Source organism: Modestobacter sp. VKM Ac-2986, assembly GCF_026967795.1.
Lineage (GTDB): Bacteria > Actinomycetota > Actinomycetes > Mycobacteriales > Geodermatophilaceae > Modestobacter.
In genome coordinates this window covers 646,551-666,967 of sequence record NZ_JAPVBH010000002.1, presented here as the reverse complement: position 1 = coordinate 666,967, position 20,417 = coordinate 646,551, and the positions used below count along the sequence as shown (strand labels likewise).

Here is a 20,417-nt window from a genome sequence, read left to right as displayed (position 1 = left end):
GGCCCTGCGGCGAGGCCGCAGGGCAGCGCGTTCCTCCCTCAGGCGTGCACGACGAGGCGGACGGTGCAGCCGTCGCCGGAGTCGTCGGCGGGGGCGGCGGTGAGGCTGTCGACCGACCGGCGGGCCAGCCACAGGCCCATCCCGCCCACGGCCATGTCGCCGTGCGCCGGGCCGTAGCCCACCAGCGGGTCGTCGAAGGCCGCGCCGCGGTCGGTGACCGCGCACAGCAGCCGCTCCGGGGTGCACCACAGCCGCACGTCGACCGGCGGGATGCCGTGCTCGGAGGCGTTGGCGGTCACCTCGTCGATGGCCAGCACGAAGTCCTGGGCGGCGTCCGCGGACAGGGAGCTGTCGGCGAGCACCCGGGTCAGCGCCCGGCGCAGGGCGCGCATGTCCTCCATGTCGACCACCGACAGGGTCGGCTCGGTCTCCTCCAGCGGGTCGGGCACCGAGGCCCGCTGCACCTCCCGCAGCAGCTCGGCCGGCGGCCGGTAGGCGGGGTTGCGCACCGTGCCGACCTCGGTGAGCAGCCACGGGTGGGTGGCGTGCACGACGGCGTCGACGTCCACGACGGGACCGGTGCCGGCGGCCGGGCCGGCGCCCAGGGGGCCGAGCAGGCAGATGTGGTCGACCGGGCGCTCGGCCAGCACGTGGTTGAGCAGCGCCTCGGTCTGCATCCACACGGCCGGGTCGGTGTGCGGGCCGCCGGGGCCGGTCACCAGGTGCAGCCGACGCCCCTCACCGGGGGCGCGGGCGTCGACCAGCTCGGCGATCGCGGCGAGCGCCGCCGGCGGGCGGTCGTCCAGCGGGTCGGTCGGGGCGACGTACACGTCACCGACGCCCTCCAGCGTGGCCAGCACGGCAGCCGCGACCGCCTCGGGGCAGGCCACCACCACGGGCTCGCCGTCGGCCACCGCACGGCGCAGGACCGGGCCCACCACCGTCGTCATGTCCAGATCGACCCCGAGCACGTGTCCCACGTGCCGGTAGCCCTGGTGCTCCTCGATGCTGTGCGTCACGGGACCACCGCCTCTCTCCGCCGCTGCTGGACGTTCTCCGTCCACTGCCCGCTCCGCACGTCCGGGACACATGACGCGCACACGTCACACCCCTCGGCGTTTCGCCCGGTGCCCGGGCGGACAGCGTCCACGGGTGACCGTGCTGGAGCAGGTCCCGGACGGGGTCCGCGCCGGGTGCCCGAAGCGGATGGTGTTCGGCCCCTGCGGCGGGGTGCGCGAGGACGGTGGCTGCGAGGCCGCCACGCACCGGTGCGTGTTCCTCGACCAGCCGCTGCCGCGGTGGACCGACCCGGCACCGCCCCGTCCGGCGCCGGCCGCCGACGGCCTGCTGGTCCGGTCGCGCCGCGGTCCCGTCGTCCTCTCCGACCTCACCGTCCGGCCCTTCGACCGCTCCTGCGTGCGTGCGGTGGTCGGGGCGCTGGCCCCGGTCAGCGACGGACTGCTGATCGGTGAGCACCAGGGCCGCCCCGACCTGCCGCCCACGCTGATGGCCGCCGACGTGCTCGCCGCCGGGGGGCGCCCCTGGACGACGCTGGCCTGCCGCGACCGCAACCGGCTGGTGCTGGAGCAGGAACTGGCCGGGCTGGCCGAGGTGGGCGTCGACGGCGTCCTGTGCGTGACCGGGGACGCCCGGGGTCCCGGGACGCGCCCCGGCGTCACCTCGGTGTTCGACCTCGACGGCACCCGGCTGGCCGCCCTGGCCGCGGCGGCCGGGCTGACCACGGCGGTGCCGGAGTCCCCGGACGCGCCCCCGCTGGCGCTGCGCCCGGCGCGGGTCGCGGAGAAGGAGCGCGCCGGCGCCCAGCTGGTCGTGCTCAACCACGTCGCGTCCGCAGCCCGGCTGGCCGCGTTCACCGCGGCCGCGCGGGCCGCCGGTGCCACGCTGCCGTTCATCGCCGCGGTCGCGGTCTACACCGACGAGCGTTCGGCGCGGGTGCTGCAGCGCTTCCCCGGGCTGCACCTGGACGACGCCGCGGTGCAGCGGGTGCTCGACGCGCCCGATCCGGTCGCAGCGGGCATCGTGGCGGCGGTGGCCGAGGCGCGGGCGCTGCTCGCCGTCCCCGGGGTCGTGGGGGTGAACCTGTCCGGGCTCGCCTCGGCGCGGGGCGAGGAGACGGCCGCGGCGATCAAGGCCGAGGTGGCCACGAGGGTCCGGGAGGGCGCATGAGCGAGATCGCCAGCGAGGCCATGGAGACCGAGTTCGGCACGGTCGCCGGCTGGACCGCCGAGGCGGTGCGGGCGCTCGGCCCGGAGCACGCCGTCCCGGCCGGGTGCCGGGGGAGCGGCAGCGAGGGCGCGCTGCGCTGGCTGGCCGACGCCCTCGACCTCCGAGACGGCGCCCGGGTGCTGGACTCCGGCGCGGGCGTCGGCGGCCCGGCGGGCTGGCTGGCCGCCGAGCGCGGCGTCCGTCCGGTGTGCGTCGAGCCGATGGCCGAGGCCGTGCGCGCCAGCGCCACGTTGTTCGGACTGCCCTCGGTGGTGGCGCTGTCGCAGTCGCTGCCGCTGGCCGACGGCGCCTTCGACGCCGCCTGGTGCCTGGGCGTGCTGTGCACCACCGAGGAGAAGCCCGCGCTGCTCGCCGAGCTGCACCGGGTGCTCGTGCCCGGCGGCCGGCTGGGCCTGCTGGTGTTCGCCGCCGACTCCCCCCTGCCCCCGCCGCTGCCCGAGGGCAACAGCTTCCCCTCCACCGCCGAGGTCGACGCGCTGCTGGCCGACGCCGGGTTCACCGTCACCGGCCGGGCCGAGGCCGACCTGTCCGACAGCTCGGCGCAGTGGCGCGAGCGCGCCGACGCCGTGGAGGCCGAGGTGCAACGCCGGCACGGCGACGACCCGCGGTGGGCGGAGGCGCAGGAGCAGTCCGGCCGGGTCGGCGCGCTGCTGGGCTCGGGTGCTCTGCGGCCGCGGCTGCTGTCCGCCGTCCGCTCCTGAGCCCAGACGGTGATCAGGTCACCTCAGCACCGTCTGTCCGACCTCACCAGCGCTGCTGAGGGAGGACAGAGTCTGATCAGGTGACCTGATCACCGTCTGCGGCATGAGCGGGGCGCCGGTGGTGTTGCCGGGGGCGTGCACAGCGACGTGGTGGTCATCGGGGCGGGTCAGGCCGGGCTGTCGGCGGCGTACGAGCTGCGCCGGCGGGGCGCCGACTTCGTGGTGCTCGACGCCGACGCCGGCCCCGGTGGGGCGTGGCAGCACCGCTGGCCCTCGCTGCGGTTGGACAAGGCGCACCGGATCGCCCCGCTGCCCGGGATGGACCTGCCCGACGCCGACCCGGCCGCACCGGCCAGCGAGGTGGTCAGCGCGTACTTCGCCGAGTACGAGCGGCGCTTCGAGCTGCCGGTGCACCGCCCGGTCGCCGTCCGTGCGGTGCACCGTACGGACGAGGGGTTCGTGCTGGACACGAGCGCGGGGGAGTGGACGGCGCGCGGGCTGGTCAACGCCACCGGCACCTGGACCCGGCCCTTCTGGCCTGCCTACCCCGGACGTGAGCTGTTCACCGGCCGCCAGCTGCACGCCGCCGACTACCGCGGTGCGGCGGAGTTCGCCGGGCAGCGGGTGGTCGTGGTCGGTGGGGGCACCTCCGCGGTGCAGCAGCTGATCGAGATCAGCGAGGTCGCCGCGGCCACGACCTGGGTCACCCGACGGGAGCCGGTGTGGCGCACCGGGCCCTTCGACGAGGACGCCGGCCGGGCCGCGGTCGCCCTCGTCGACGAGCGGGTGCGGGCCGGGTTGCCGCCGGTCAGCGTGGTCGGGGTGACCGGGCTGCTGGAGACCGAGGCCGTGCTCGCCGCCCGGGCCCGGGGCGTGCTGGACCGGCAGCCGGTGTTCGACCGGCTCATCGCCGACGGCGTGGCCTGGGACTCCCCGCCCCGGTCCGTCCCCGCCGACGTGGTCCTGTGGGCGACCGGCTTCCGGGCGGCGCTGGACCACCTGGCCCCGCTGCACCTGCGCAGCGCGGGCGGCGGCGTCGTCATGGACGGGACCCGGGTGGTGGCCGAACCGCGGCTGCACCTGGTCGGTTACGGGCCCTCGGCCAGCACGATCGGGGCGAACCGGGCCGGCCGCAGTGCCGTACGGGAGCTGGTGCGCACGCTGGCCGAGGGTTCGCCGACCGCCCCGCTCGGTAGGACAGGGACATGACCGAGCAGCGCGACACCCCCGACAGCACCCTGCCCGACAGCACCCTGCCCGACACCGCGATGGCCACCGGCAACGACGAGGGCGAGCCAGGCCACCCCGACAGCCGCCCGCTGGCCAAGGAGGAGCGCAAGCTGCTCAAGGCGCTGCAGAAGCCGGGCAAGGGCGAGGCGGAGCCGGCCGTCGAGGACTCCCCGGAGGTCGCCGCCGCCGCGGCCGACGACGCCCCGCTGCCGCTGGGCGAGGACGTCGCCGGCGGCAACGCCGACGGGCTGGACGCGGAGTTCACCGACCGCTGAGGAGGACGGGGCCCGCCCACTCGCGGTGGGGCCCTGCGTCAGATCCCGGGCAGCTGGTGGTTGAGCCGGACGGCGACCAGGGCGACGTCGTCCTCGGCGCGGTCGGGCACCATCCGGGCCAGCAGCTGGTCGGCGACCTCGGCGACCGGGGACCGCCACAGCGTGCGCAGCTCCTCGCGCAGCTGGTCGACCCCGGTGTCGAACAGCTGGTCGCGACGCTCGACCAGCCCGTCGGTGTAGAGCACCACCGTCGCCCCGCGGGAGACCGTGAGCACGTGGTCCCGCCGCGGGGCGCTGGGCTCGACGCCGAGCAGCAGGTCCGGTCGGGCGGCGTCGAGCACCTCGATCTGCCCGTCGGCGTCCACCACCACCGGCGGCAGGTGCCCGGCGTTGGACCAGCGCAGCCGGGTGACGCCCTGGGCGACCTCGGCCGGGGTCTGCTCCAGCCGGGCCACCAGGACCGAGGCCATGGTCTTCAGCTCCAGCCCGGCGATGGCCCGGTCGAGCCGGGTCAGCACACCGGCGGGGCTGTCGGCGCTGTCGTAGGTGATGCCGCGCAGCAGGCCGCGCAGCTGGCCCATGCAGGCCGCCGCCTCGGTGTCGTGACCGACGACGTCGCCGATCACCAGCACGGTGGCCCCGTCGGGTTGCTGGAACACGTCGTACCAGTCGCCGCCGACCTGCGAGTCGCGCGAGGCCGGGACGTAGCGGACGGCGAAGTCCAGGTGGTCGGGGTCCGGGGGCTCGGACAGCAGGCTGCGCTGCAGGGTGATCGCGGTGCGCGCCACCCGCCGGGAGCGGGCGTACAGCGCCTCGAGCAGGTTGGCGCGGAGCTCGCCGGCCTCGGCCAGCTCGGCCGGCGTCCAGGCCTCGGCGCGGTTGCGCACGGTCTCCCGCCACCGGTCGAAGGACTTGCGCGGGGAGAGCCGCACCCGGTCGCCCTCGCGCTCGGCGATCGCCTTGTTGTGCGGGTCGCCGCCCCAGTCGACCGAGTGGACCTGCTCGGCGCGGGTCCAGATGACGTACTGCCCCTCTGCCAGCGGCAGGGCGAGCACGCCGCACCCCAGGTCGCCGGGCACCTCCAGCTGCGGGGCGACCAGCGGCAGCCGGTCGGTGCTCACCACGTCGCCGTCCTGGTCGGCGACCCAGGCGGCGATCGCGGCGGTGACCTCGGGCGGGAGCGGGACGCCCGCGCCACCGGTGGAGCCCTGCAGGTTCACCAAGACCGAGTCGGCCGGGACGACGTCGAGCAGGCCGGGCCGCCCGAGCATCGTCTCGGCCAGCGGGCGGTCCTCGTCCAGCGCGGCCGCGGTCAGCCAGGCCATGGTGGAGCGGACCCGCAGCGCGCGCCGGTGCTCCTCGTCCTCGGTGCGGTCGACCAGGCGCAGCGACAGCGTCGAGCCCAGGAACTCCGCGGCGGCGCGGGTGGCGTAGGGCGGGGCGTGCGGGCCGGTGTAGTGGTGGCAGGCGATGAGGCCCCAGAGCTTGTCGTCGCGCAGCAGCGAGATCGACATCGACGCCGCCACGCCCATGTTCTGCAGGTACTCGCAGTGGATCGGCGAGACGCTGCGCAGCGTTGAGTAGGTGAGGTCCAGCGGCGCACCCGTCGCGGGCAGGTCGACCGGCTCCAGCGGGGACGGCGTGTAGGTCACGTCGTTGATCAGCCGGACCCAGTTCTTCTCGTACAGCGCCCGGGCCTGGGCCGGGATGTCCGAGGCCGGGTAGTGCAGGCCGAGGAAGGAGTTGAGCTCCGGCAGCTTGGCCTCGGCGACGACCTCGCCGTTGTAGTCGGCGTCGTAGCGGTAGACCATCACCCGGTCGAAGCCGGTGAGGGTGCGCACCGCCTGGGCGGTGATGTCGTAGAGCTCCTGCAGCGAGCTGGCGCGGTTGAGCTCTGTGATCGTGCCGCGCACCGCCTGGTAGGTGTTGGGGAAGGAGAACGGGCGGGGCCCGAAGGCCGGCTCGAGCTCCACGACCAGGGTGCTCGCGCTCGGCAGGTCGGGGTGCACCCCCACGTGCGCGACCCGGTGCAGGATCGCGTCGACCGGGCAGGGCGTGCCGTCGCAGTCGAGGATCAGCTCGACCGGGTTGCGCTCGCGCAGGTCGCCGAAGGCGCTGGCCGAGCGGGCGATCGCGTCGGCCGGGCCGACGCCCACCACCTCGCCCAGCGGGCGGCCCAGCGCGTCGTCCCAGGCCACGCCCACCACGTCGGCGAGGTTGCGGGACACCTGGCGCACGACCATGTCCGGCTCGCTGACCGCCAGCAGGACGCCGCGGGGCTGGATGCTGCCGGGGACGTGGATCGGTTCGCGCTCGCAGTTGGTCAGGTCGACCGTCTCGCCGGGAGCCAGCCAGGGGCCTGACTGCAACTGGTCCGTCACGCGACGACCTCGTTCCCTCGGGTGGAGCTGTGCGTCGAACGGGTCGGTGTCCAGCGTGCCCCGCCGGGCGACGGTGCGCCGCACCAAGCGGCCAGGGCACCGAAGGTCTCCCGGGCAGCAGCGACCAGCCGGTCGGCATTCCCGCCGTCGGCGATCCGCGCGCGGGTCACCGTCCGGAAGGCGTGCCACATGGCGCCGGTCTCCTCGCCGTAGGGGCTGAAGGCCGACAGCCGGCCGACGTCGGTGAGCTGGGGGAGCGTGGCCAGGTGCCGGTCGATGAACACCCCGCCCAGCGAGGAGCCCTCCAGCACGTACATCCGGCCCAGCGCCGCGTCGGTGTCGGGCACCTCGGACAGCGCGGGCCGCGGCGGGGGACCGGTCGTGCCGAGCGCGGCCAGGTCGGCGGTGAACAGCGCGGCGCGGCGGCGGCGGGGCCAGTCGACCCCGGCGGCGTCGGCGGGCTCGGCCTGCGCCCACGCGTCCAGCGAGGCCTCGGCCGCCAGCCAGAAGCCGTGCATGGCGGTCAGGACGTCGGCCAGCCGGTCACGGGTGAGCGTGGGGGACAGCAGGTCCAGGGTGTCCTCGACGGCCTGGTGCTCCACGGCCGTCTCGGTGCGCAGCCGGCGCAGCACGTCGGTCCCGCGGTCCTCGTCGACCACCCGCACCTCGCCGTCCCGCGCATCCGGCCCGTGGAACGGGGAGGCGCCTTGTGCTGGAGTCATGAGCCTGTCGAGTTTAGGTCACTGTTGGTAGCCGAGGTCGTTGCCCCCGCGAACGAAGCGTGTGAGCCGCGCCGCACGCACCCCCAGGTGCAGCAGCAGCCGGTCGGCGCCCTCGGCGAGGTCCAGTCCGGTCAGCTCCTCGATCCGGCCCAGCCGGTAGTACAGCGTCTGCCGGTGGATGCACAGCCGGGCCGCGGCCCGCTGCGGGCTGCCCGCGCAGTCCAGCCACACCTCCGCGGTCCCGGTCAGCACCGGGTCGGCCAGCAGGCGCGCCAGCGCCGGGTCCGGGTCGCCGACGGCGGCCACCTGCCGCCACGCACCGAGCTCGGACCAGGACGCCGCCGGGGCCAGTCCCGGGTCGACGGCCGCGACCCGGGCCGCCGTCCGCGCCTCGTGCCACTGGGCGGACAGGTCCCCACAACCCCGGCGCGCGGCCGCGACCCCGGCGGTGCTCCCCGGCGGCAGCCCGGTCAGGGCGGCGGCGGCCAGTGCACCGGCCGGGCGGGTGTCGCCACCGGCGGGCAGCGGCAGCAGGACGGCGACCTCGGCGCCCCCGGCCAGCACCGCCGGCACCGCTCCCGCGGCCGGGGGCGCCCAGCCGGCGGGGAGCCCGGGCGCGGGCACGAGCAGCGCCACCAGGGTGACCGGGGCGTCGGTGCCCAGGGCGGCGCCCAGTGCCCGGGCGGCGCGGGGCGCGGGACCGGTGAGGACCTCGCGCAGGGCCGTCGACAGGTCCTCGGTGCCCGGGCGCCCCGCGGCCAGCAGCCGGCCGGCCGCCGCGGCCACGGCCATCGCCGCCGCGAGCCCGGGGGCCGCCGGGTCGGTCAGGTCGGTGCGGCCCTCGTCGAGCAGCCACAGGTACCCGTGCAGCTCGCCGTCGGCCCGCACCGGCAGGCACAGCCGGGTCAGGACCCCCGCAGCCGGGTCGGCCGGCACCCGCACCGGGGCGGTGGCACCGGCGATGCCGTGGCCCTCGAACCAGGCGCGCACCGCGGGCGTGGAGCTGCGGCCGAGGATGGACCGGGTGCGGACGACGTCCATCGTGGTCGTGCGGTCGTCGTCGTGCGCGCAGAACGCCAGCAGTGTGAAGTCGCGGTCCTCCAGCGTCGCCGGCGCCCCGAGCACGCGGGAGACGTCGTCCACCAGCTCCTGCAGGTCGTCGCGCACGATGCCCCTCCCGCCGCCGATCAGACGATCGTACGAGGCGCGGGTCACGAGTCCGGACATCTGTCGGTGGTGCGCGGGGGCCCGCCGTCCCTAGCGTCTGTCCCGTGCCCGTCCTGCAGAAGGCCCTGCTCTCCGCCTCCCGCCGTCCCGGCCTGCGCCGCGCGGTCACCGGCACGCCGGTCAGCCGCCGGGTGGTCGACCGGTTCGTCGCCGGGGAGACCCTGCCCGCCGCGCTGACCGCCGTCCGGGCGCTGGCCGCCGACGGGATCGGCGTCACCCTGGACCACCTCGGCGAGGACGTCACCGACCGCGCCGAGGCCACCCGCAGCCGGGACGCCTACCTGGCCGCGCTCGACGGGCTCGCCCCGCTGGGCCTGGGCCGCGCCGCCGAGGTGTCGGTGAAGCTGTCGGCCTTCGGGCAGGCGCTGCCGGTCGGCGGCGACGACGTGGCGCTGCAGTTGGTGCGCCCGGTCGTGGAGGCCGCCACCGCGCTGGGCACCACCGTGACCGTGGACATGGAGGGCTCCTCGACCGTCGACTCCACGCTGGCGATCGTCGCCGAGCTGCGCCGCGAGCACCCCGGCACGGGCGCGGTCCTGCAGGCGATGCTGCACCGCACCGAGGACGACGTCCGCACCCTCGCCGTCCCCGGGTCGCGGGTGCGGCTGGTCAAGGGCGCCTACCAGGAGCCGGCCACCGTGGCCCACCAGGACAAGGCCGCCGTCGACGCCGCCTACGCCCGCTGCCTGGAGACGCTGGTCCGCGGCGGCGGGTACCCGATGGCCGGCACCCACGACCCGGCGCTGATCGCCCGGCTGCTGGCGCTGGTCGCCGAGACCGGCCGCACGAGCGACAGCTACGAGTTCCAGCTGCTCTACGGCATCCGCCCCGAGGAGCAGGTCCGCCTGGCCCGCGCCGGGCACACCGTGCGGGCCTACGTTCCCTACGGCGCCGACTGGTACGGCTACTTCATGCGCCGGCTGGCCGAGCGCCCCGCCAACCTGCAGTTCTTCCTCCGCTCCCTCGCCACCCGTTCCTGACCCCTCCGGGCGGAAGTGGCCACTTCCGCCCTCCTCCAGCTGAGGAGCACCCCATGGACGCCGTCACCCAGGTCCCCGCGCCGCGCAACGAGACCGTCAAGGACTACGCGCCCGGCTCGGCCGAGCGGGCCGAGCTGCAGCAGCGGCTCACCGAACTGGCCGCCACCCCGCACGAGCTGACCGCCACCATCGGCGGTGCGCAGCGGATGCCGGGCGGGGAGTCCTTCGACGTCGTCGCCCCGCACCGGCACGCCCAGGTGCTCGGGACGTCGGCGCACTCCACCACCGCCGACGCGCAGGCCGCGGTGGCCGCGGCGAAGGCGGCCGCACCGGGCTGGTCGGAGCTGTCCTTCGACGACCGGGCCGCCGTCTTCCTCAAGGCCGCCGACCTGCTGGCCGGGCCCTGGCGGCAGACGCTCAACGCCGCCACGATGCTCGGGCAGTCCAAGACCGCCTACCAGGCCGAGATCGACGCCGCCTGCGAGCTCATCGACTTCTGGCGCTGGAACGTGCACTTCGCCCGCGAGGTCCTCGCCCAGCAGCCGGTCTCGGGCCCCGGCGTCTGGAACCGGGTCGACCACCGCCCGCTCGAGGGCTTCGTCTACGCGGTCACGCCGTTCAACTTCACCGCCATCGCCGGCAACCTGCCCACCGCCCCGGCGCTGATGGGCAACACCGTCGTCTGGAAGCCCTCGCCCACCCAGCAGCTGGGCGCACACCTGACCATGCGGCTGCTCGAGGCCGCCGGGCTCCCGGCCGGCGTGATCAACATGCTGCCCGGCGACGGCATCCCGGTCTCCGACGTCGTGCTGGCCGACCGCGACCTGGCCGGCATCCACTTCACCGGCTCGACCCGGGTGTTCCAGCACCTGTGGCGCACGGTGGGGGAGAACATCGCCTCCTACCGCGGCTACCCGCGCGTGGTCGGCGAGACCGGCGGCAAGGACTTCATCGTCGCCCACCCCTCGGCCGACCCCGACGTGCTGCGCACGGCGATGATCCGCGGCGCCTTCGAGTACCAGGGCCAGAAGTGCTCGGCGGCCTCCCGCGCCTACGTGCCGCGGAGCCTGTGGGCGCGGATCAGGGACGACCTGGTCGGCACGGTCGAGGCCATCCCGATGGGCGACGTCACCGACCTGTCCCACTTCATGGGCGCCGTCATCGACCGCCGCTCGTTCACCAAGCTGTCGAAGGTGCTGGAGGCCGCGCACGCCGACGACGCACTCACCGTGGTCGCCGGCGGAACGGCCGACGACAGCGAGGGCTTCTTCGTCCGGCCCACCGTCATCGAGGGGACCGACCCCGGGCACGAGGTGTTCAGCACCGAGTACTTCGGCCCAGTGCTGGCCGTGCACGTCTACGACGACGCCGACTACGACACCGTGCTGCGGCAGATGGAGTCGGTGGCCCCCTACGCGCTCACCGGCTCGGTCATCGCCCAGGACCGGGTCGCCATCGCCCACGCGCAGCGCTTCCTGCGGCACGCCGCCGGCAACTTCTACGTCAACGACAAGCCCACCGGCGCCGTCGTCGGTCAGCAGCCCTTCGGCGGGGGCCGCGCCTCGGGCACCAACGACAAGGCCGGCGCCGCGCAGAACCTGCTGCGCTGGACCAGCGCCCGGTCGATCAAGGAGACGTTCGTCCCCGCCACCGACCACCGCTACCCGCACATGCAGTGAGTGGAGGAGGATCGCGCCGGTCACCGGCGCGATCCCACTCCGCTCAGCTCTGCAGGGTGCGCTCCTCGCGGAGGTCGGCGAGCACCTGGGCGACGGTCTGGTCGAGCGGGGCGTCCCCGGCGATGACGTCGCCGGGCTCGTCCTCGCCGAGCCGCTCGAGCGTCGCGAGCTGGCTGTCCAGCAGGGACGGCGGCATGAAGTGCCCGCGGCGGGCGGCCAGCCGTGCGGCCAGCACCTCGCGGGGGACGTCGACGTGGGCGAACCACACCGACGGGTTGCCCTCGCGCAGCAGGTCGCGGTAGCTGCGCTTGAGCGCCGAGCAGGTGATCACCAGCGAGTGGCCGGCGGCCTCGTGCTCGCCGATCACCTCGGCGACCCGGCGCAGCCACGGCCAGCGGTCGTCGTCGTCCAGCGGGGTGCCGGCGGCCATCTTCGCCACGTTGGCCTCCGGGTGGAGGTCGTCGCCCTCGATGAACTCCCAGCCCAGCTGCCGGGTGATCTCCTGGGCGGCGCTGGTCTTGCCGGCACCGGACACCCCCATGACGACGATCGTGGTGGTCGCCGGGATGCTGACGGGAGAGGTCATGGGGGAACCGTAGGCAACGGCCCCGTGCCGCCACCAGCGAGTGCCCGGAACGGGGGACGGAGTGCCGACGGCCGAGCGCGTCTCGCTGTGGCGGCTGCCGGCCGTGCGGGCCATGTTCGCCGTCAGCCTGCTGGGCCTGACGAGCTACTCGGTACTGCTCGCCGCGCTGCCGGCGTACGCGGCGGACGCCGGGGCTGGGCTGGTCGCGGCCGGCTCGGCGACCACCGTCTTCCTGCTGGTCACCGTGCTCGTGCAGGGCACCGTCCCGGCACTGGTGCGCCGCTGGGGCCTCGGGCCGGTGCTGGCCGCCGGGCTGGTGGCGCTGGGGGCACCGGCCCCGCTCTACCTCGCCGGGGACGACGTCGCCTGGCTGCTGGCGGTCTCCGCCGTCCGCGGTGTGGGCTTCGCCGTCCTGACCGTGCTGGGCTCGGCGATCGCGGCCCAGGCGGTGCCGCCGGAGCGGCGCGGGGAGTCGATCGGCATCTACGGCCTGGGCGCCGGCCTGCCCACGCTGGTGGCCGTGCCCGGCGGTGCCGCGCTGACCCTGGCCGGGCACTTCCCGTGGGTCGCGGCGCTCGGTGCCTCGGCGGTGCTGGCGCTGCCGTTCGTGCCGGGGCTGGTGCGGGCGCTCGGGCCGCCGCCGGCGGACGCCGGGCCGGGCACCTCGCGCGCCGCGGTCCGGGCCTCGGCCGCGCCGTCCCTGGTGCTGCTGACGGTCACCCTGGCCGGCGGCGGGCTGGTCACCTTCCTGCCGATCGAGCGGCCGGACGGCGCCACGGCGACCGCGGCGCTGCTGGTGTTCGGCGTCAGCACGGCGGTCTGCCGCTGGCGGGTCGGCGTGCTGGTCGACCGGATCGGCGCCCGCGTGTTGCTGCCCGCCGCCCTGGGCACCGGCGTCGCCGGGCTGGCGCTGGTGGCCCTGGGGCTGTCGCTCGCCGGGCCGGCGGGCACCGGCGCGCTGCTGCTGGGGAGCCTCGGTCTGGGCGTGGCCTACGGCGCGGTGCAGAACCTGACGCTGGTCGTCTCCCTGGCCCGGGCGGGGGAGGGCAGCACCGCCACGGTCAGCGCGGTGTGGAACGCCAGCTTCGACACCGGCACCGCGATCGGGGCACTGGCGGTGGGCGCCGTGGCCGCCGGGCTGGGCCTGCCCCTGACCTACCTGCTGGTCGCCGGGCTGCTGGCGCTGGTGCTGCCGGTCGCGGTCGCGGTCGCCCGGGCGCCGCGGCTCAGCTGACGGCGGCTCAGCTGACGGCGGCCTGGTCGCCCAGCCGCAGGCGGGCGGCCTCGGCCAGCCGGTTGACCGTGCGGACCTCCTCGCCCGCCTCGCGCAGCCAGCGGCGCAGGCCGTCGGGGTCGCGCCGGCTGGCGTCGCGCAGCTGGCCGAGCAGCACCTGGCGGGTGCTGGCCTGGGCGCGCATGGCCGTGGGCAGGGTACGGCCGGTGCGGCGGGCGAGGGCGGTGAAGCCGGCGCCGACGAAGACCAGCTCGCGGGCGTCGGTCAGCCCGGCGAGCAGCGCCTCGGCCTCGTCGCTGCGGTCGGCGTCGAGCAGCCGGAGGTACTCGGCGGCGCGGTGGGCGCCGAGGTCGGCGGGGGACTGGGACGGTGCGGTCACCCCTCCACTGTCCCTGCCGCCCGTCGCGCCGACCACCGCGCCCGGTCCGGCGCACGTCAGGGGGACAGGAACAGCGCGCGGCGTGCTGCCGCATCGGGCTCGGCCAGCCGGGTGACGGCGAGCGCCTCGGCGGTGGCCTGCCGCAGCCAGCCCCGCAGCGCATCGACGTCGGACCCGGCGTCGTCGCGCACCCGGGCGAGCTCGAGCTGCCGGGCGCCGGCCCGCGCACGCGGAGCCGGGGGGAGCAGTCGGGCGGCCATCCGGGCCAGCGCGGTGGACCCCGCTCCCATGGCCAGCAGCGCGCCGGGGTCGCCGAGGACGTCGATCACGAAGTCGGCCTGCTCGCGGTGCCCGGCGTCGGCCAGGGACAGGTGCTGGCGCGCGCGCCGCGCGCCGAGGGCGACGGCGTTCTCGGTGGGGGTGGTCATGCCCGGGACCGTGCCCAACGGGGGGTGCTGCCCGAACCCGCCGCCGGGTCAGGGGGTGTGCGGCAGCTCGCCGGTGTGCACGAAGCGCTCGGCGACGTCGCGCACCCGGGTGTTGGTCGCCATCGACACCTCGGCCAGCGCCGAGAAGGCCTGGTCGGCGGAGAGCTTGTGGCGCTCCATCAGGATGCCCTTGGCCTGGTCGATCACGGCCCGGGAGTCCAGCGCGGCGCGGAGGTTCTCGGCCCGCCCGACCGCGCTCTCGTACAGGTACATGTTCGACACCGGCACGACCGCATAGGCGGCGAAGCGGGCGGCGACGGCCCGGGTGCGCTCGTCCAGCGGCTGTGACGTGCTGCGGGAGTAGACGTTCAGCCCGCCGCTGATCAGCTCCTGCGGCGGCAGCGGGAACGACATCACCCCCTTGCAGTCCCGCTGGGCGGCGACCTGCGGGAAGGGGGCCCAGCGCGACTCCGTCGCGGTGTCGAGCAGCTCGACCACGACGCCCGTGGTGGCGGCCTGCAGGCACGGGCCGGAGCCCTGGGCGTACTGGACCTGGTCCAGTTGTCGGGCCAGGGGATGGCTGGCGGCGACGGTGGTCGCGCGGCCCGCGTCGACGATCGTGACGGAGGTGGCCGGCTCGCCGGGGAGCACCCGGGCGGCCAGGTCGGTGACCTTCTGCAGCACCGACTCCAGCGAGTGGTCGGCGAAGGACATCCGGCCGAGCTCGTCGAAGGCGAGCTGGGCGAGGTCGTCCTCGTGGGTGGGGCGCGTCAAGGGGGTGCTCCGGCGTCAGGTGGCACCGGACAGCCCACGTGCCGGCGGGATCGAGCCCATGGGCTCGGGCGGAGTGCAGAGGTCGGGACCCTGCTGCCGCACGCCGGCTGTGTGACGCGTTGGCCTGGCGAGCATAGCCAGACCCGCCCGCGTCCACACGGCCGGTCGAGGAGCCGCGGTGACGAGGACGTCCGCCGCCGTCCGGCCGGGTATCTTGGTCGCACAACCACGACCCAGTCGTGCGCGTTGTGCGTCAGACAGCGGCGTGCGTGCGAGCGGGGCCCCACGGCGGGGCCCTTGCCGAGGTCGACGCCCCGGTGAGCCGAACCGGAGCACCGTCATGCCCGAGAACACCCAGTCCCGTCATGCCCAGGCCCTGGACGCTCTGGAGCGTCTGGGCAACATCGCCCTCCGGGACCAGTCGATGGAGTCGGTCCTGCGAACGGTGACCGACCTGGCGAAGGAGGTCCTGCCGGGCAGCCCGGAGGTCTCGATCACGCTGTTGGCCAACGACAAGGCCACCACCGCGGTCTCCACGGGCCAGCTGGCCATGGACCTCGACGAGAGCCAGTACGGCCGCGGGTACGGCCCGTGCCTGCACGCCGCCTCGACAGGTGAGCTCACCGAGATCAGTGACGCCAGCACCGACCCGCGCTGGCCGGAGTACGCGGAGGTCGCCCGGGAACGGGGCAGCGGCAGTTCCCTGTCGGTGCCCCTGCGCATCCAGGAGGGGCTGTCCGGGGCGCTGAACGTCTACGCCCGTGAGACGGACGCCTTCGACGACGAGGCCCGGCAGGCGGCACAGAAGTTCGCCCCCTACGCCGCGGTCGCCGTGGCCAACATGCACGCCTACGAGACGGCCCGGAACATGGCCGACAACCTGCAGGTGGCGCTGGAGTCCCGGGCGGTCATCGACCAGGCCAAGGGCATCCTGATGGAGCGGCACAAGCTGACCGCCGACCAGGCGTTCCAGGCGATGGCCGCGGTGTCGATGCGGGCCAACCGCAAGCTCCGCGACATCGCCGAGCAGCTGGTGCGCACCGGCGAGTTCCAGCTCGACCGGCCCAGCTGACCCCGGCGCCGGTTGCGCGCCCCACTGTTCGGGAACGACCTCCTGAGGAGCTGCGCCGTGCCGGCACGGGGCAGGTCCCAGGCCCGGTGGTCGACGACACGGCCACCGGGCTGCCCCCTGTCCGGGGGCTGGAACGACGGAACGGCCCCGTCCGGGTGGACGGGGCCGTTCCGTGTGGTGCGCCATCAGGGACTCGAACCCCGAACCCGCTGATTAAGAGTCAGCTGCTCTGCCAATTGAGCTAATGGCGCGTGCTCCCCGGGCGGACCGGGCAACAGGAGAGAACTGTACACGTCGGTCCGGGCGCGTGTCGGTGGGGGTCCTGCCCGGCCGAGAGCGGTCCGGACACACCGTGCCGCGACCCAACCGACTGACAGCCAGCGCGTGGACACTGAGGGTGGTGTGCACCACCGGCCGGGAGGGTCCCGGCCGGTGGTGCTCGCGGGGAGGCAGGTCGTCGTGGGGGTCCAGCAGGGGAGAAGGACCGCGCCGGTGCTCGTCGCCGCGGTGCTCGCACTCGTGGCCGGCTGCACGGGCGCCTCGTCCGACGCCACCGCCGACAGCGGGGCGTCGTCGTCCGCTTCCTCGTCCGCCCCGGCCGCCCCGCCCGCGCAGTTGACCGTGAACATCGCCGACGGCGCCACCGACGTCTCCCCGGCCCAGCCGCTGGAGGTCGACGTCACCGACGGCGAGCTCGACGACGTCACGGTCACCGACGGGAGCGGGGCGCCGGTGGACGGCGCGCTGGTGCCGGTGGACGCCGACACCGAGGCCTGGACCCCGGCCCAGGACCTGGCCTACGGCACGACCTACACGGTGACGGCCACGGCGGCCAGCGCCGGCGACCAGGTGACCACCGGGACCTCGACCTTCACCACGGTCACCCCTCGGCTGCAGGACAAGCCCGACATCGGCCCGCTGGACGGCACCACCGTGGGGGTGGGCATGCCGGTCCGGGTCTTCTTCGACGAGCCGGTGGCCGACCAGGCGACCGTCGAGCGCCACCTGACCGTCACCTCCTCCACCCCGACCGACGGGGTGTGGAGCTGGGTCGACGCCAGCGAGGTGCACTTCCGCCCGTCGACCTACTGGCCGGCCGACACCGACGTCACCGTCACCGCCGACCTGTTCGGCGTCGACTTCGGCGACGGGGTCTGGGGCAAGGTCGACCGCACCGTCTCCTTCCACGTCGGCGAGGCGCACGTCTCGGTCGCCGACGCCGCCGCGCACACGCTCACCGTGCGCAGCGGCGGGGAGGTCCAGCAGACCTTCCCGATGAGCGCCGGCAGCGCGGAGAACCCCACCCACAACGGCGCGCACGTGGTGCTGGAGAAGTTCGCCGACATCACCATGGACTCCTCGACGTTCGGCCTGGCCGCCGACGCCCCCGGCGGCTACCGGACCCCGGTCAAGTACGCGACCCGCATCTCCAACAACGGGGAGTTCGTGCACGGGGCGCCGTGGTCGGTGCGCCAGCAGGGCTCGTCGAACGTCAGCCACGGCTGCATCAACCTCACCGACGAGCGGGCGCGGTGGTTCTACGAGTTCTCCCAGCCCGGCGACGTCGTCGAGGTGGTCAACTCCATCGGCGGCACGCTGGGCCCGGCCGACGGCGACATCTACGACTGGGCAGTCCCGTGGGACCAGTGGACGGCCGGCAGCGCGCTGTCCTGACCCCCCGCCCCCAGCGGCCGCGACCCGACCGGGTCGCGGCCGCTGTCGCGTCTCAGAGGCGCAGGCCGCGATCGCCCCGTCGCCCGCTCCCCGGCACGAGCCGGGTGACCGCGGACTCGACGACGGTGTAGACCGCCAGGGCCGCGCTGATCACCAGCGCGGGCGGGACGACGACCGGCGCGGCCAGCACCGACAACGGCAGCAGCCGCGGCGCGTCCCGCCACCAGCCCGGCCGGCGCAGCGGGTTGGCCAGCGCGCCCCACCGGACGCCGCACCACATCAGCCAGCGGCGCACCGGCGGCACGTCGAGCTCGGCGAGCACGCGGCGGAACAGCCCGTCGGCGTCCCGGGAGCTGACCGCCCCGGAGAGCAGCCCGACCGTGACCAGCCAGTCGTGCAGCACCGCGGCGAGCGTGTACCGGCCGAAGCGGGGGATCAGCCACACCACCACCCGCGGCACGGTGGCGAAGTCGGTGCGGAACCCGGCCGGGACGACGAAGGTGTCGCGGCGGCCGCGGTAGACCAGGGGCTCCAGCACCTCCCAGGTCTCCTCACCGGTCCGGCGGACGGTGATCGTGCGGGAGTCGAAGGGCACCCGCCGACGATGCCCCACGGTGCCGACGGACGCACGGCGTCCCCGGGCCGGCGCGGAGGTGTGGCGCCCGCCGGACCCATCCGGATCGCGGTCCCGGCACGAACCCGGGTCAGCCCTGCGGACGCGGGGTGCCCCGCAGCCGGGGCCGGGGTCGAGCAGGGGGAGGTGCACCGTGCGGAGCAGCACCCGAGCGGGCGTCCTCCGCGCCGTCGCCCGGTGACCGGCAGCGTGGCAGGTGCCCCTGACCGCCGTCCCGGTGGCCGGGCGGCCGTCGTCCTCGCGGCGCTGCTGCTCCTCGGGAGCGGTGGCGCAGCGGCGGTCGGGGTCCTGGGCCAGGACCCCGGCACGGCCCTGGCCGCGGCGACGGTCGGTGCCCCGCCGTCCACGGCCGTGCCCGTCCTGGTCGACCTGCCGACGGCGGCGCCGGTCGAGCTGCCCGTCTCGGTGGAGATCCCGGCGATCGACGTCGAGTCCCCGGTGCTCCCGCTCGGCGCGGGCGACGGGGCGGCCACCGGGTCCGGGTCCTGCCCCGACCACGAGGCGGCCGCGTGGTCCACCGGCTCACCGCGGCCGGGGGAGCGGGGTCCGGCCGTGTTCGAGGGGCACGTCGACAGCGCCGCCCACCTGCCCGCGGTCTTCCACGACCTCGGCGAGCTGACGGTCGGCGACCAGGTCGAGGTGACCCGCGCCGACGGCACCCTGGCCCGCTTCACCGTCTACGAGACGCGGGTCGTGCCCGGGGGCCGGTTCCCGACCCTGGCCCTGTACGGCGACACCGAGGAGCCCGAGCTGCGGTTGATCACCTGCGGCGGCCCGTCCGACAGCAGCCCCGCCGACGACGTCGTCGTGTTCGCCCGCTGAGTCGGGACCCCGCTCCACCCATGACCCTGACCCCGTCATGACGCCCGAGACCCCGGTCGGTCCGCCGACCGGGGTCTCCGGTGTGCCCGGACGCAGGAGGGCCCCGGTCAGCGTGCTGACCGGGGCCCTCTGTCGGGGTGAGTGACGGGACTTGAACCCGCGACATCCAGGATCACAACCTGGCGCTCTACCAACTGAGCTACACCCACCATGTACACCGGGCGGCTGGCGAGAGCCGGCCCGGTGGACGAGATGACGATACCGGAGACCCTCAGGCCGGTGACGAGCCCGGGGTCGGGGACCCGGTCAGGCCTGCGCGGCGGCCGTCCCGCCGTCGGCCGCGCCGGCCTCCAGCACCGGTGCGAACGCGGCCACGACGTCGGCCGCGGCGGCCTGCGCCTGGTCGCTGGTCGGGCCGGGGTCGGGCACGAAGAGGGTCTGCCGGTAGTAGGCCAGCTCCCGGATCGACTCCAGGATGTCGGCCAGCGCCCGGTGCGCCAGGCCCTTGGGCGGCTGGGCGAAGTAGACCCGCGGGTACCAGCGGCGGCCCAGCTCCTTGATGGAGGAGACGTCGATCATCCGGTAGTGCAGGTGGTCGTCGAGCTCGGGCATGTCGCGGGCCAGGAAGCCGCGGTCGGTGCCGATCGAGTTGCCGCACAGCGGGGCGGTGCGGCGCTCGGGCACGAACCGCTTGACGTAGGCCAGCACCTGCTCCTGGGCCTCGGCGAGCGTGACCGTCGAGGCCCGCACCTCCTCGGTCAGGCCCGAGTGCGCGTGCATCTTCCGCACGACCTCGACCATGCCGTCGAGGTCGGCGTCGTCGGCGTGGATGATCACGTCCAGGCCGGGGTCGAGCACGTTGAGCTGGGAGTCGGTGACCACCACCGCGACCTCGATCAGCTTGTCGCTGACCAGGTCCAGTCCGGTCATCTCGCAGTCGATCCACACCAGGTTGTGCGCTGCACTGTCCGCCACGTGGGCGACCCTACGCACCGCCGGGGCGGCCCACTCGCCACACCCGCCACAGATCTGCCGCATCCCGGCTCGGGAGCGGTCGTCCCGTGGCTGCTCTCCGGCTCCCTGCAACGACCCCGCGGAGCCGCTCGTGTCCTCCAGCACGTCCCCCGCCGCGCCGTCGCCGGCCGCGCCGTCCTCGCTGCGCGCCGGCTTGCGTCACCTGGTGGCCCTGCTGTGCCGGCTCTGGTCTCGCCGTGCCCTGGACGGCGCTGGACCGGCTGGCCGTCAGCTCCCGGTGCCGCCGCTGGCAGGCCCCGGTGGCCTGCGCCCCGGACACGCCGGTGGTCACCGGGGCGGGCGGCGCGTCCCTCCGGTGAGCCCGGAGCGGGCCCCCCGGATGACGTAACGTCGGGGC

The 20,417-nt window shown here is 75.5% G+C and carries 20 protein-coding genes and 2 tRNA genes; 10 read left to right on the top strand and 12 right to left on the bottom strand.

All coding sequences use genetic code 11. From position 1 onward, the window contains the following. Positions 1 to 38 precede the first annotated feature (38 nt). A complete protein-coding gene (locus tag O2W14_RS07425) occupies positions 39 to 1,019 on the bottom strand; it encodes an ATP-binding protein (RefSeq protein ID WP_269175428.1) in 981 nt (326 codons plus the stop codon). Between the two features lie 133 nt (positions 1,020 to 1,152). Between O2W14_RS07425 and O2W14_RS07420 the strand changes: the two genes are divergently transcribed. From O2W14_RS07420 to O2W14_RS07405, 4 genes are all read left to right on the top strand, one after another. Further along, positions 1,153 to 2,187 (top strand): methylenetetrahydrofolate reductase C-terminal domain-containing protein, encoded by a 1,035-nt coding sequence (locus tag O2W14_RS07420; protein ID WP_269175427.1) that lies wholly within the window; start codon positions 1,153 to 1,155, stop codon positions 2,185 to 2,187. After that, positions 2,184 to 2,948, top strand: coding sequence for a class I SAM-dependent methyltransferase (locus tag O2W14_RS07415; protein WP_269175426.1), 765 nt, complete (start codon positions 2,184 to 2,186; stop codon positions 2,946 to 2,948). The genes O2W14_RS07420 and O2W14_RS07415 overlap by 4 nt, the downstream gene beginning before the upstream one ends. Before the next feature lie 135 nt (positions 2,949 to 3,083). Further along, positions 3,084 to 4,157, top strand: coding sequence for an FAD-dependent oxidoreductase (locus tag O2W14_RS07410; protein WP_269175425.1), 1,074 nt, complete (start codon positions 3,084 to 3,086; stop codon positions 4,155 to 4,157). Beyond that, on the top strand, positions 4,154 to 4,453 hold the full coding sequence (locus tag O2W14_RS07405) for a hypothetical protein (protein ID WP_269175424.1): 300 nt from the start codon (positions 4,154 to 4,156) through the stop codon (positions 4,451 to 4,453). The genes O2W14_RS07410 and O2W14_RS07405 overlap by 4 nt, the downstream gene beginning before the upstream one ends. Positions 4,454 to 4,491: 38 nt before the next feature. Here the strand turns inward: O2W14_RS07405 and O2W14_RS07400 are convergent, their stop codons facing one another. Genes O2W14_RS07400 through O2W14_RS07390 form a run of 3 tightly spaced genes read right to left on the bottom strand, consistent with a single transcriptional unit; the run spans position 4,492 to position 8,723 of the window. Then, the gene (locus O2W14_RS07400; RefSeq protein WP_269175423.1) at positions 4,492 to 6,834 is read right to left on the bottom strand and encodes a SpoIIE family protein phosphatase; all 2,343 of its coding nucleotides are present in this window, start codon (positions 6,832 to 6,834) and stop codon (positions 4,492 to 4,494) included. After that, positions 6,831 to 7,556 carry a biliverdin-producing heme oxygenase gene (locus O2W14_RS07395; RefSeq protein WP_269175422.1) on the bottom strand — a complete coding sequence of 242 codons (726 nt, stop codon included), beginning with the start codon at positions 7,554 to 7,556 and terminating at the stop codon, positions 6,831 to 6,833. Before O2W14_RS07395 ends, O2W14_RS07400 begins: the two co-directional genes overlap by 4 nt. An 18-nt stretch (positions 7,557 to 7,574) precedes the next feature. Continuing rightward, entirely contained in the window at positions 7,575 to 8,723 is a 1,149-nt protein-coding gene (locus O2W14_RS07390) for a PucR family transcriptional regulator (RefSeq protein WP_269175421.1), read from the bottom strand. 104 nt (positions 8,724 to 8,827) lie between these two features. Here O2W14_RS07390 and O2W14_RS07385 point away from each other — a divergent pair, with 104 nt between their 5' ends. Both O2W14_RS07385 and pruA read left to right on the top strand, forming a co-directional pair. Next, positions 8,828 to 9,763 carry a proline dehydrogenase family protein gene (locus tag O2W14_RS07385; RefSeq protein ID WP_269175420.1) on the top strand — a complete coding sequence of 312 codons (936 nt, stop codon included), beginning with the start codon at positions 8,828 to 8,830 and terminating at the stop codon, positions 9,761 to 9,763. A 53-nt stretch (positions 9,764 to 9,816) separates the two neighbouring features. Next, positions 9,817 to 11,442 (top strand): L-glutamate gamma-semialdehyde dehydrogenase, encoded by a 1,626-nt coding sequence (pruA, locus tag O2W14_RS07380; RefSeq protein ID WP_269175419.1) that lies wholly within the window; start codon positions 9,817 to 9,819, stop codon positions 11,440 to 11,442. Between the two features lie 43 nt (positions 11,443 to 11,485). Here the strand turns inward: pruA and O2W14_RS07375 are convergent, their stop codons facing one another. Beyond that, positions 11,486 to 12,028 carry a gluconokinase gene (locus tag O2W14_RS07375; RefSeq protein WP_269175418.1) on the bottom strand — a complete coding sequence of 181 codons (543 nt, stop codon included), beginning with the start codon at positions 12,026 to 12,028 and terminating at the stop codon, positions 11,486 to 11,488. Positions 12,029 to 12,089: 61 nt separating this feature from the next. On the opposite strand from O2W14_RS07375, the gene O2W14_RS07370 reads away from it, so the two are divergent. Next, on the top strand, positions 12,090 to 13,262 hold the full coding sequence (locus tag O2W14_RS07370; RefSeq protein ID WP_269175417.1) for an MFS transporter: 1,173 nt from the start codon (positions 12,090 to 12,092) through the stop codon (positions 13,260 to 13,262). Between the two features lie 7 nt (positions 13,263 to 13,269). Here O2W14_RS07370 and O2W14_RS07365 read toward each other — a convergent pair whose 3' ends face one another. The 3 genes from O2W14_RS07365 to O2W14_RS07355 are packed head-to-tail and all read right to left on the bottom strand — an operon-like array spanning position 13,270 to position 14,843. Continuing rightward, positions 13,270 to 13,641 carry a hypothetical protein gene (locus tag O2W14_RS07365; RefSeq protein WP_269175416.1) on the bottom strand — a complete coding sequence of 124 codons (372 nt, stop codon included), beginning with the start codon at positions 13,639 to 13,641 and terminating at the stop codon, positions 13,270 to 13,272. Positions 13,642 to 13,697: 56 nt separating this feature from the next. Next, positions 13,698 to 14,069 carry a hypothetical protein gene (locus tag O2W14_RS07360; RefSeq protein ID WP_269175415.1) on the bottom strand — a complete coding sequence of 124 codons (372 nt, stop codon included), beginning with the start codon at positions 14,067 to 14,069 and terminating at the stop codon, positions 13,698 to 13,700. Between the two features lie 48 nt (positions 14,070 to 14,117). After that, on the bottom strand, positions 14,118 to 14,843 hold the full coding sequence (locus O2W14_RS07355; RefSeq protein WP_269175414.1) for a GAF and ANTAR domain-containing protein: 726 nt from the start codon (positions 14,841 to 14,843) through the stop codon (positions 14,118 to 14,120). A gap of 340 nt (positions 14,844 to 15,183) precedes the next feature. Between O2W14_RS07355 and O2W14_RS07350 the strand changes: the two genes are divergently transcribed. After that, complete coding sequence (locus O2W14_RS07350; RefSeq protein ID WP_269175413.1) at positions 15,184 to 15,915, top strand: GAF and ANTAR domain-containing protein; 732 nt, start codon at positions 15,184 to 15,186, stop codon at positions 15,913 to 15,915. Positions 15,916 to 16,090: 175 nt separating this feature from the next. Here the strand turns inward: O2W14_RS07350 and O2W14_RS07345 are convergent. Continuing rightward, positions 16,091 to 16,166 (bottom strand) — tRNA-Lys (locus O2W14_RS07345). Between the two features lie 241 nt (positions 16,167 to 16,407). Between O2W14_RS07345 and O2W14_RS07340 the strand changes: the two genes are divergently transcribed. Beyond that, complete coding sequence (locus O2W14_RS07340) at positions 16,408 to 17,589, top strand: L,D-transpeptidase (protein ID WP_269175412.1); 1,182 nt, start codon at positions 16,408 to 16,410, stop codon at positions 17,587 to 17,589. 52 nt (positions 17,590 to 17,641) lie between these two features. Here the strand turns inward: O2W14_RS07340 and O2W14_RS07335 are convergent, their stop codons facing one another. After that, positions 17,642 to 18,184, bottom strand: a complete 543-nt coding sequence (locus O2W14_RS07335; RefSeq protein WP_269175411.1) for a DUF1353 domain-containing protein — start codon at positions 18,182 to 18,184, stop codon at positions 17,642 to 17,644. Between the two features lie 228 nt (positions 18,185 to 18,412). Between O2W14_RS07335 and O2W14_RS07330 the strand changes: the two genes are divergently transcribed. Continuing rightward, positions 18,413 to 19,045 carry a sortase domain-containing protein gene (locus tag O2W14_RS07330; protein ID WP_269175410.1) on the top strand — a complete coding sequence of 211 codons (633 nt, stop codon included), beginning with the start codon at positions 18,413 to 18,415 and terminating at the stop codon, positions 19,043 to 19,045. Between the two features lie 136 nt (positions 19,046 to 19,181). Here the strand turns inward: O2W14_RS07330 and O2W14_RS07325 are convergent. Both O2W14_RS07325 and orn read right to left on the bottom strand, forming a co-directional pair. Next, a tRNA-His gene (locus tag O2W14_RS07325) sits at positions 19,182 to 19,254 on the bottom strand. A 97-nt stretch (positions 19,255 to 19,351) separates the two neighbouring features. After that, positions 19,352 to 20,020: an oligoribonuclease gene (orn, locus tag O2W14_RS07320; RefSeq protein WP_269175409.1), complete on the bottom strand. Its 669-nt coding sequence runs from the start codon at positions 20,018 to 20,020 to the stop codon at positions 19,352 to 19,354. Between the last annotated feature and the right edge of the window lie 397 nt (positions 20,021 to 20,417).

What these genes read in the sequence shown, in the direction of transcription:
- O2W14_RS07405 (WP_269175424.1), top strand. Translation starts at nt 4,154, where the DNA reads ATGACCGAGCAGCGCGACACCCCCGACAGCACCCTGCCCGACAGCACC.
- O2W14_RS07395 (WP_269175422.1), bottom strand. Translation starts at nt 7,556, where the DNA reads ATGACTCCAGCACAAGGCGCCTCCCCGTTCCACGGGCCGGATGCGCGG.
- O2W14_RS07375 (WP_269175418.1), bottom strand. Translation starts at nt 12,028, where the DNA reads ATGACCTCTCCCGTCAGCATCCCGGCGACCACCACGATCGTCGTCATG.
- O2W14_RS07350 (WP_269175413.1), top strand. Translation starts at nt 15,184, where the DNA reads ATGCCCGAGAACACCCAGTCCCGTCATGCCCAGGCCCTGGACGCTCTG.
- O2W14_RS07360 (WP_269175415.1), bottom strand. Translation starts at nt 14,069, where the DNA reads ATGACCACCCCCACCGAGAACGCCGTCGCCCTCGGCGCGCGGCGCGCG.
- O2W14_RS07415 (WP_269175426.1), top strand. Translation starts at nt 2,184, where the DNA reads ATGAGCGAGATCGCCAGCGAGGCCATGGAGACCGAGTTCGGCACGGTC.
- pruA (WP_269175419.1), top strand. Translation starts at nt 9,817, where the DNA reads ATGGACGCCGTCACCCAGGTCCCCGCGCCGCGCAACGAGACCGTCAAG.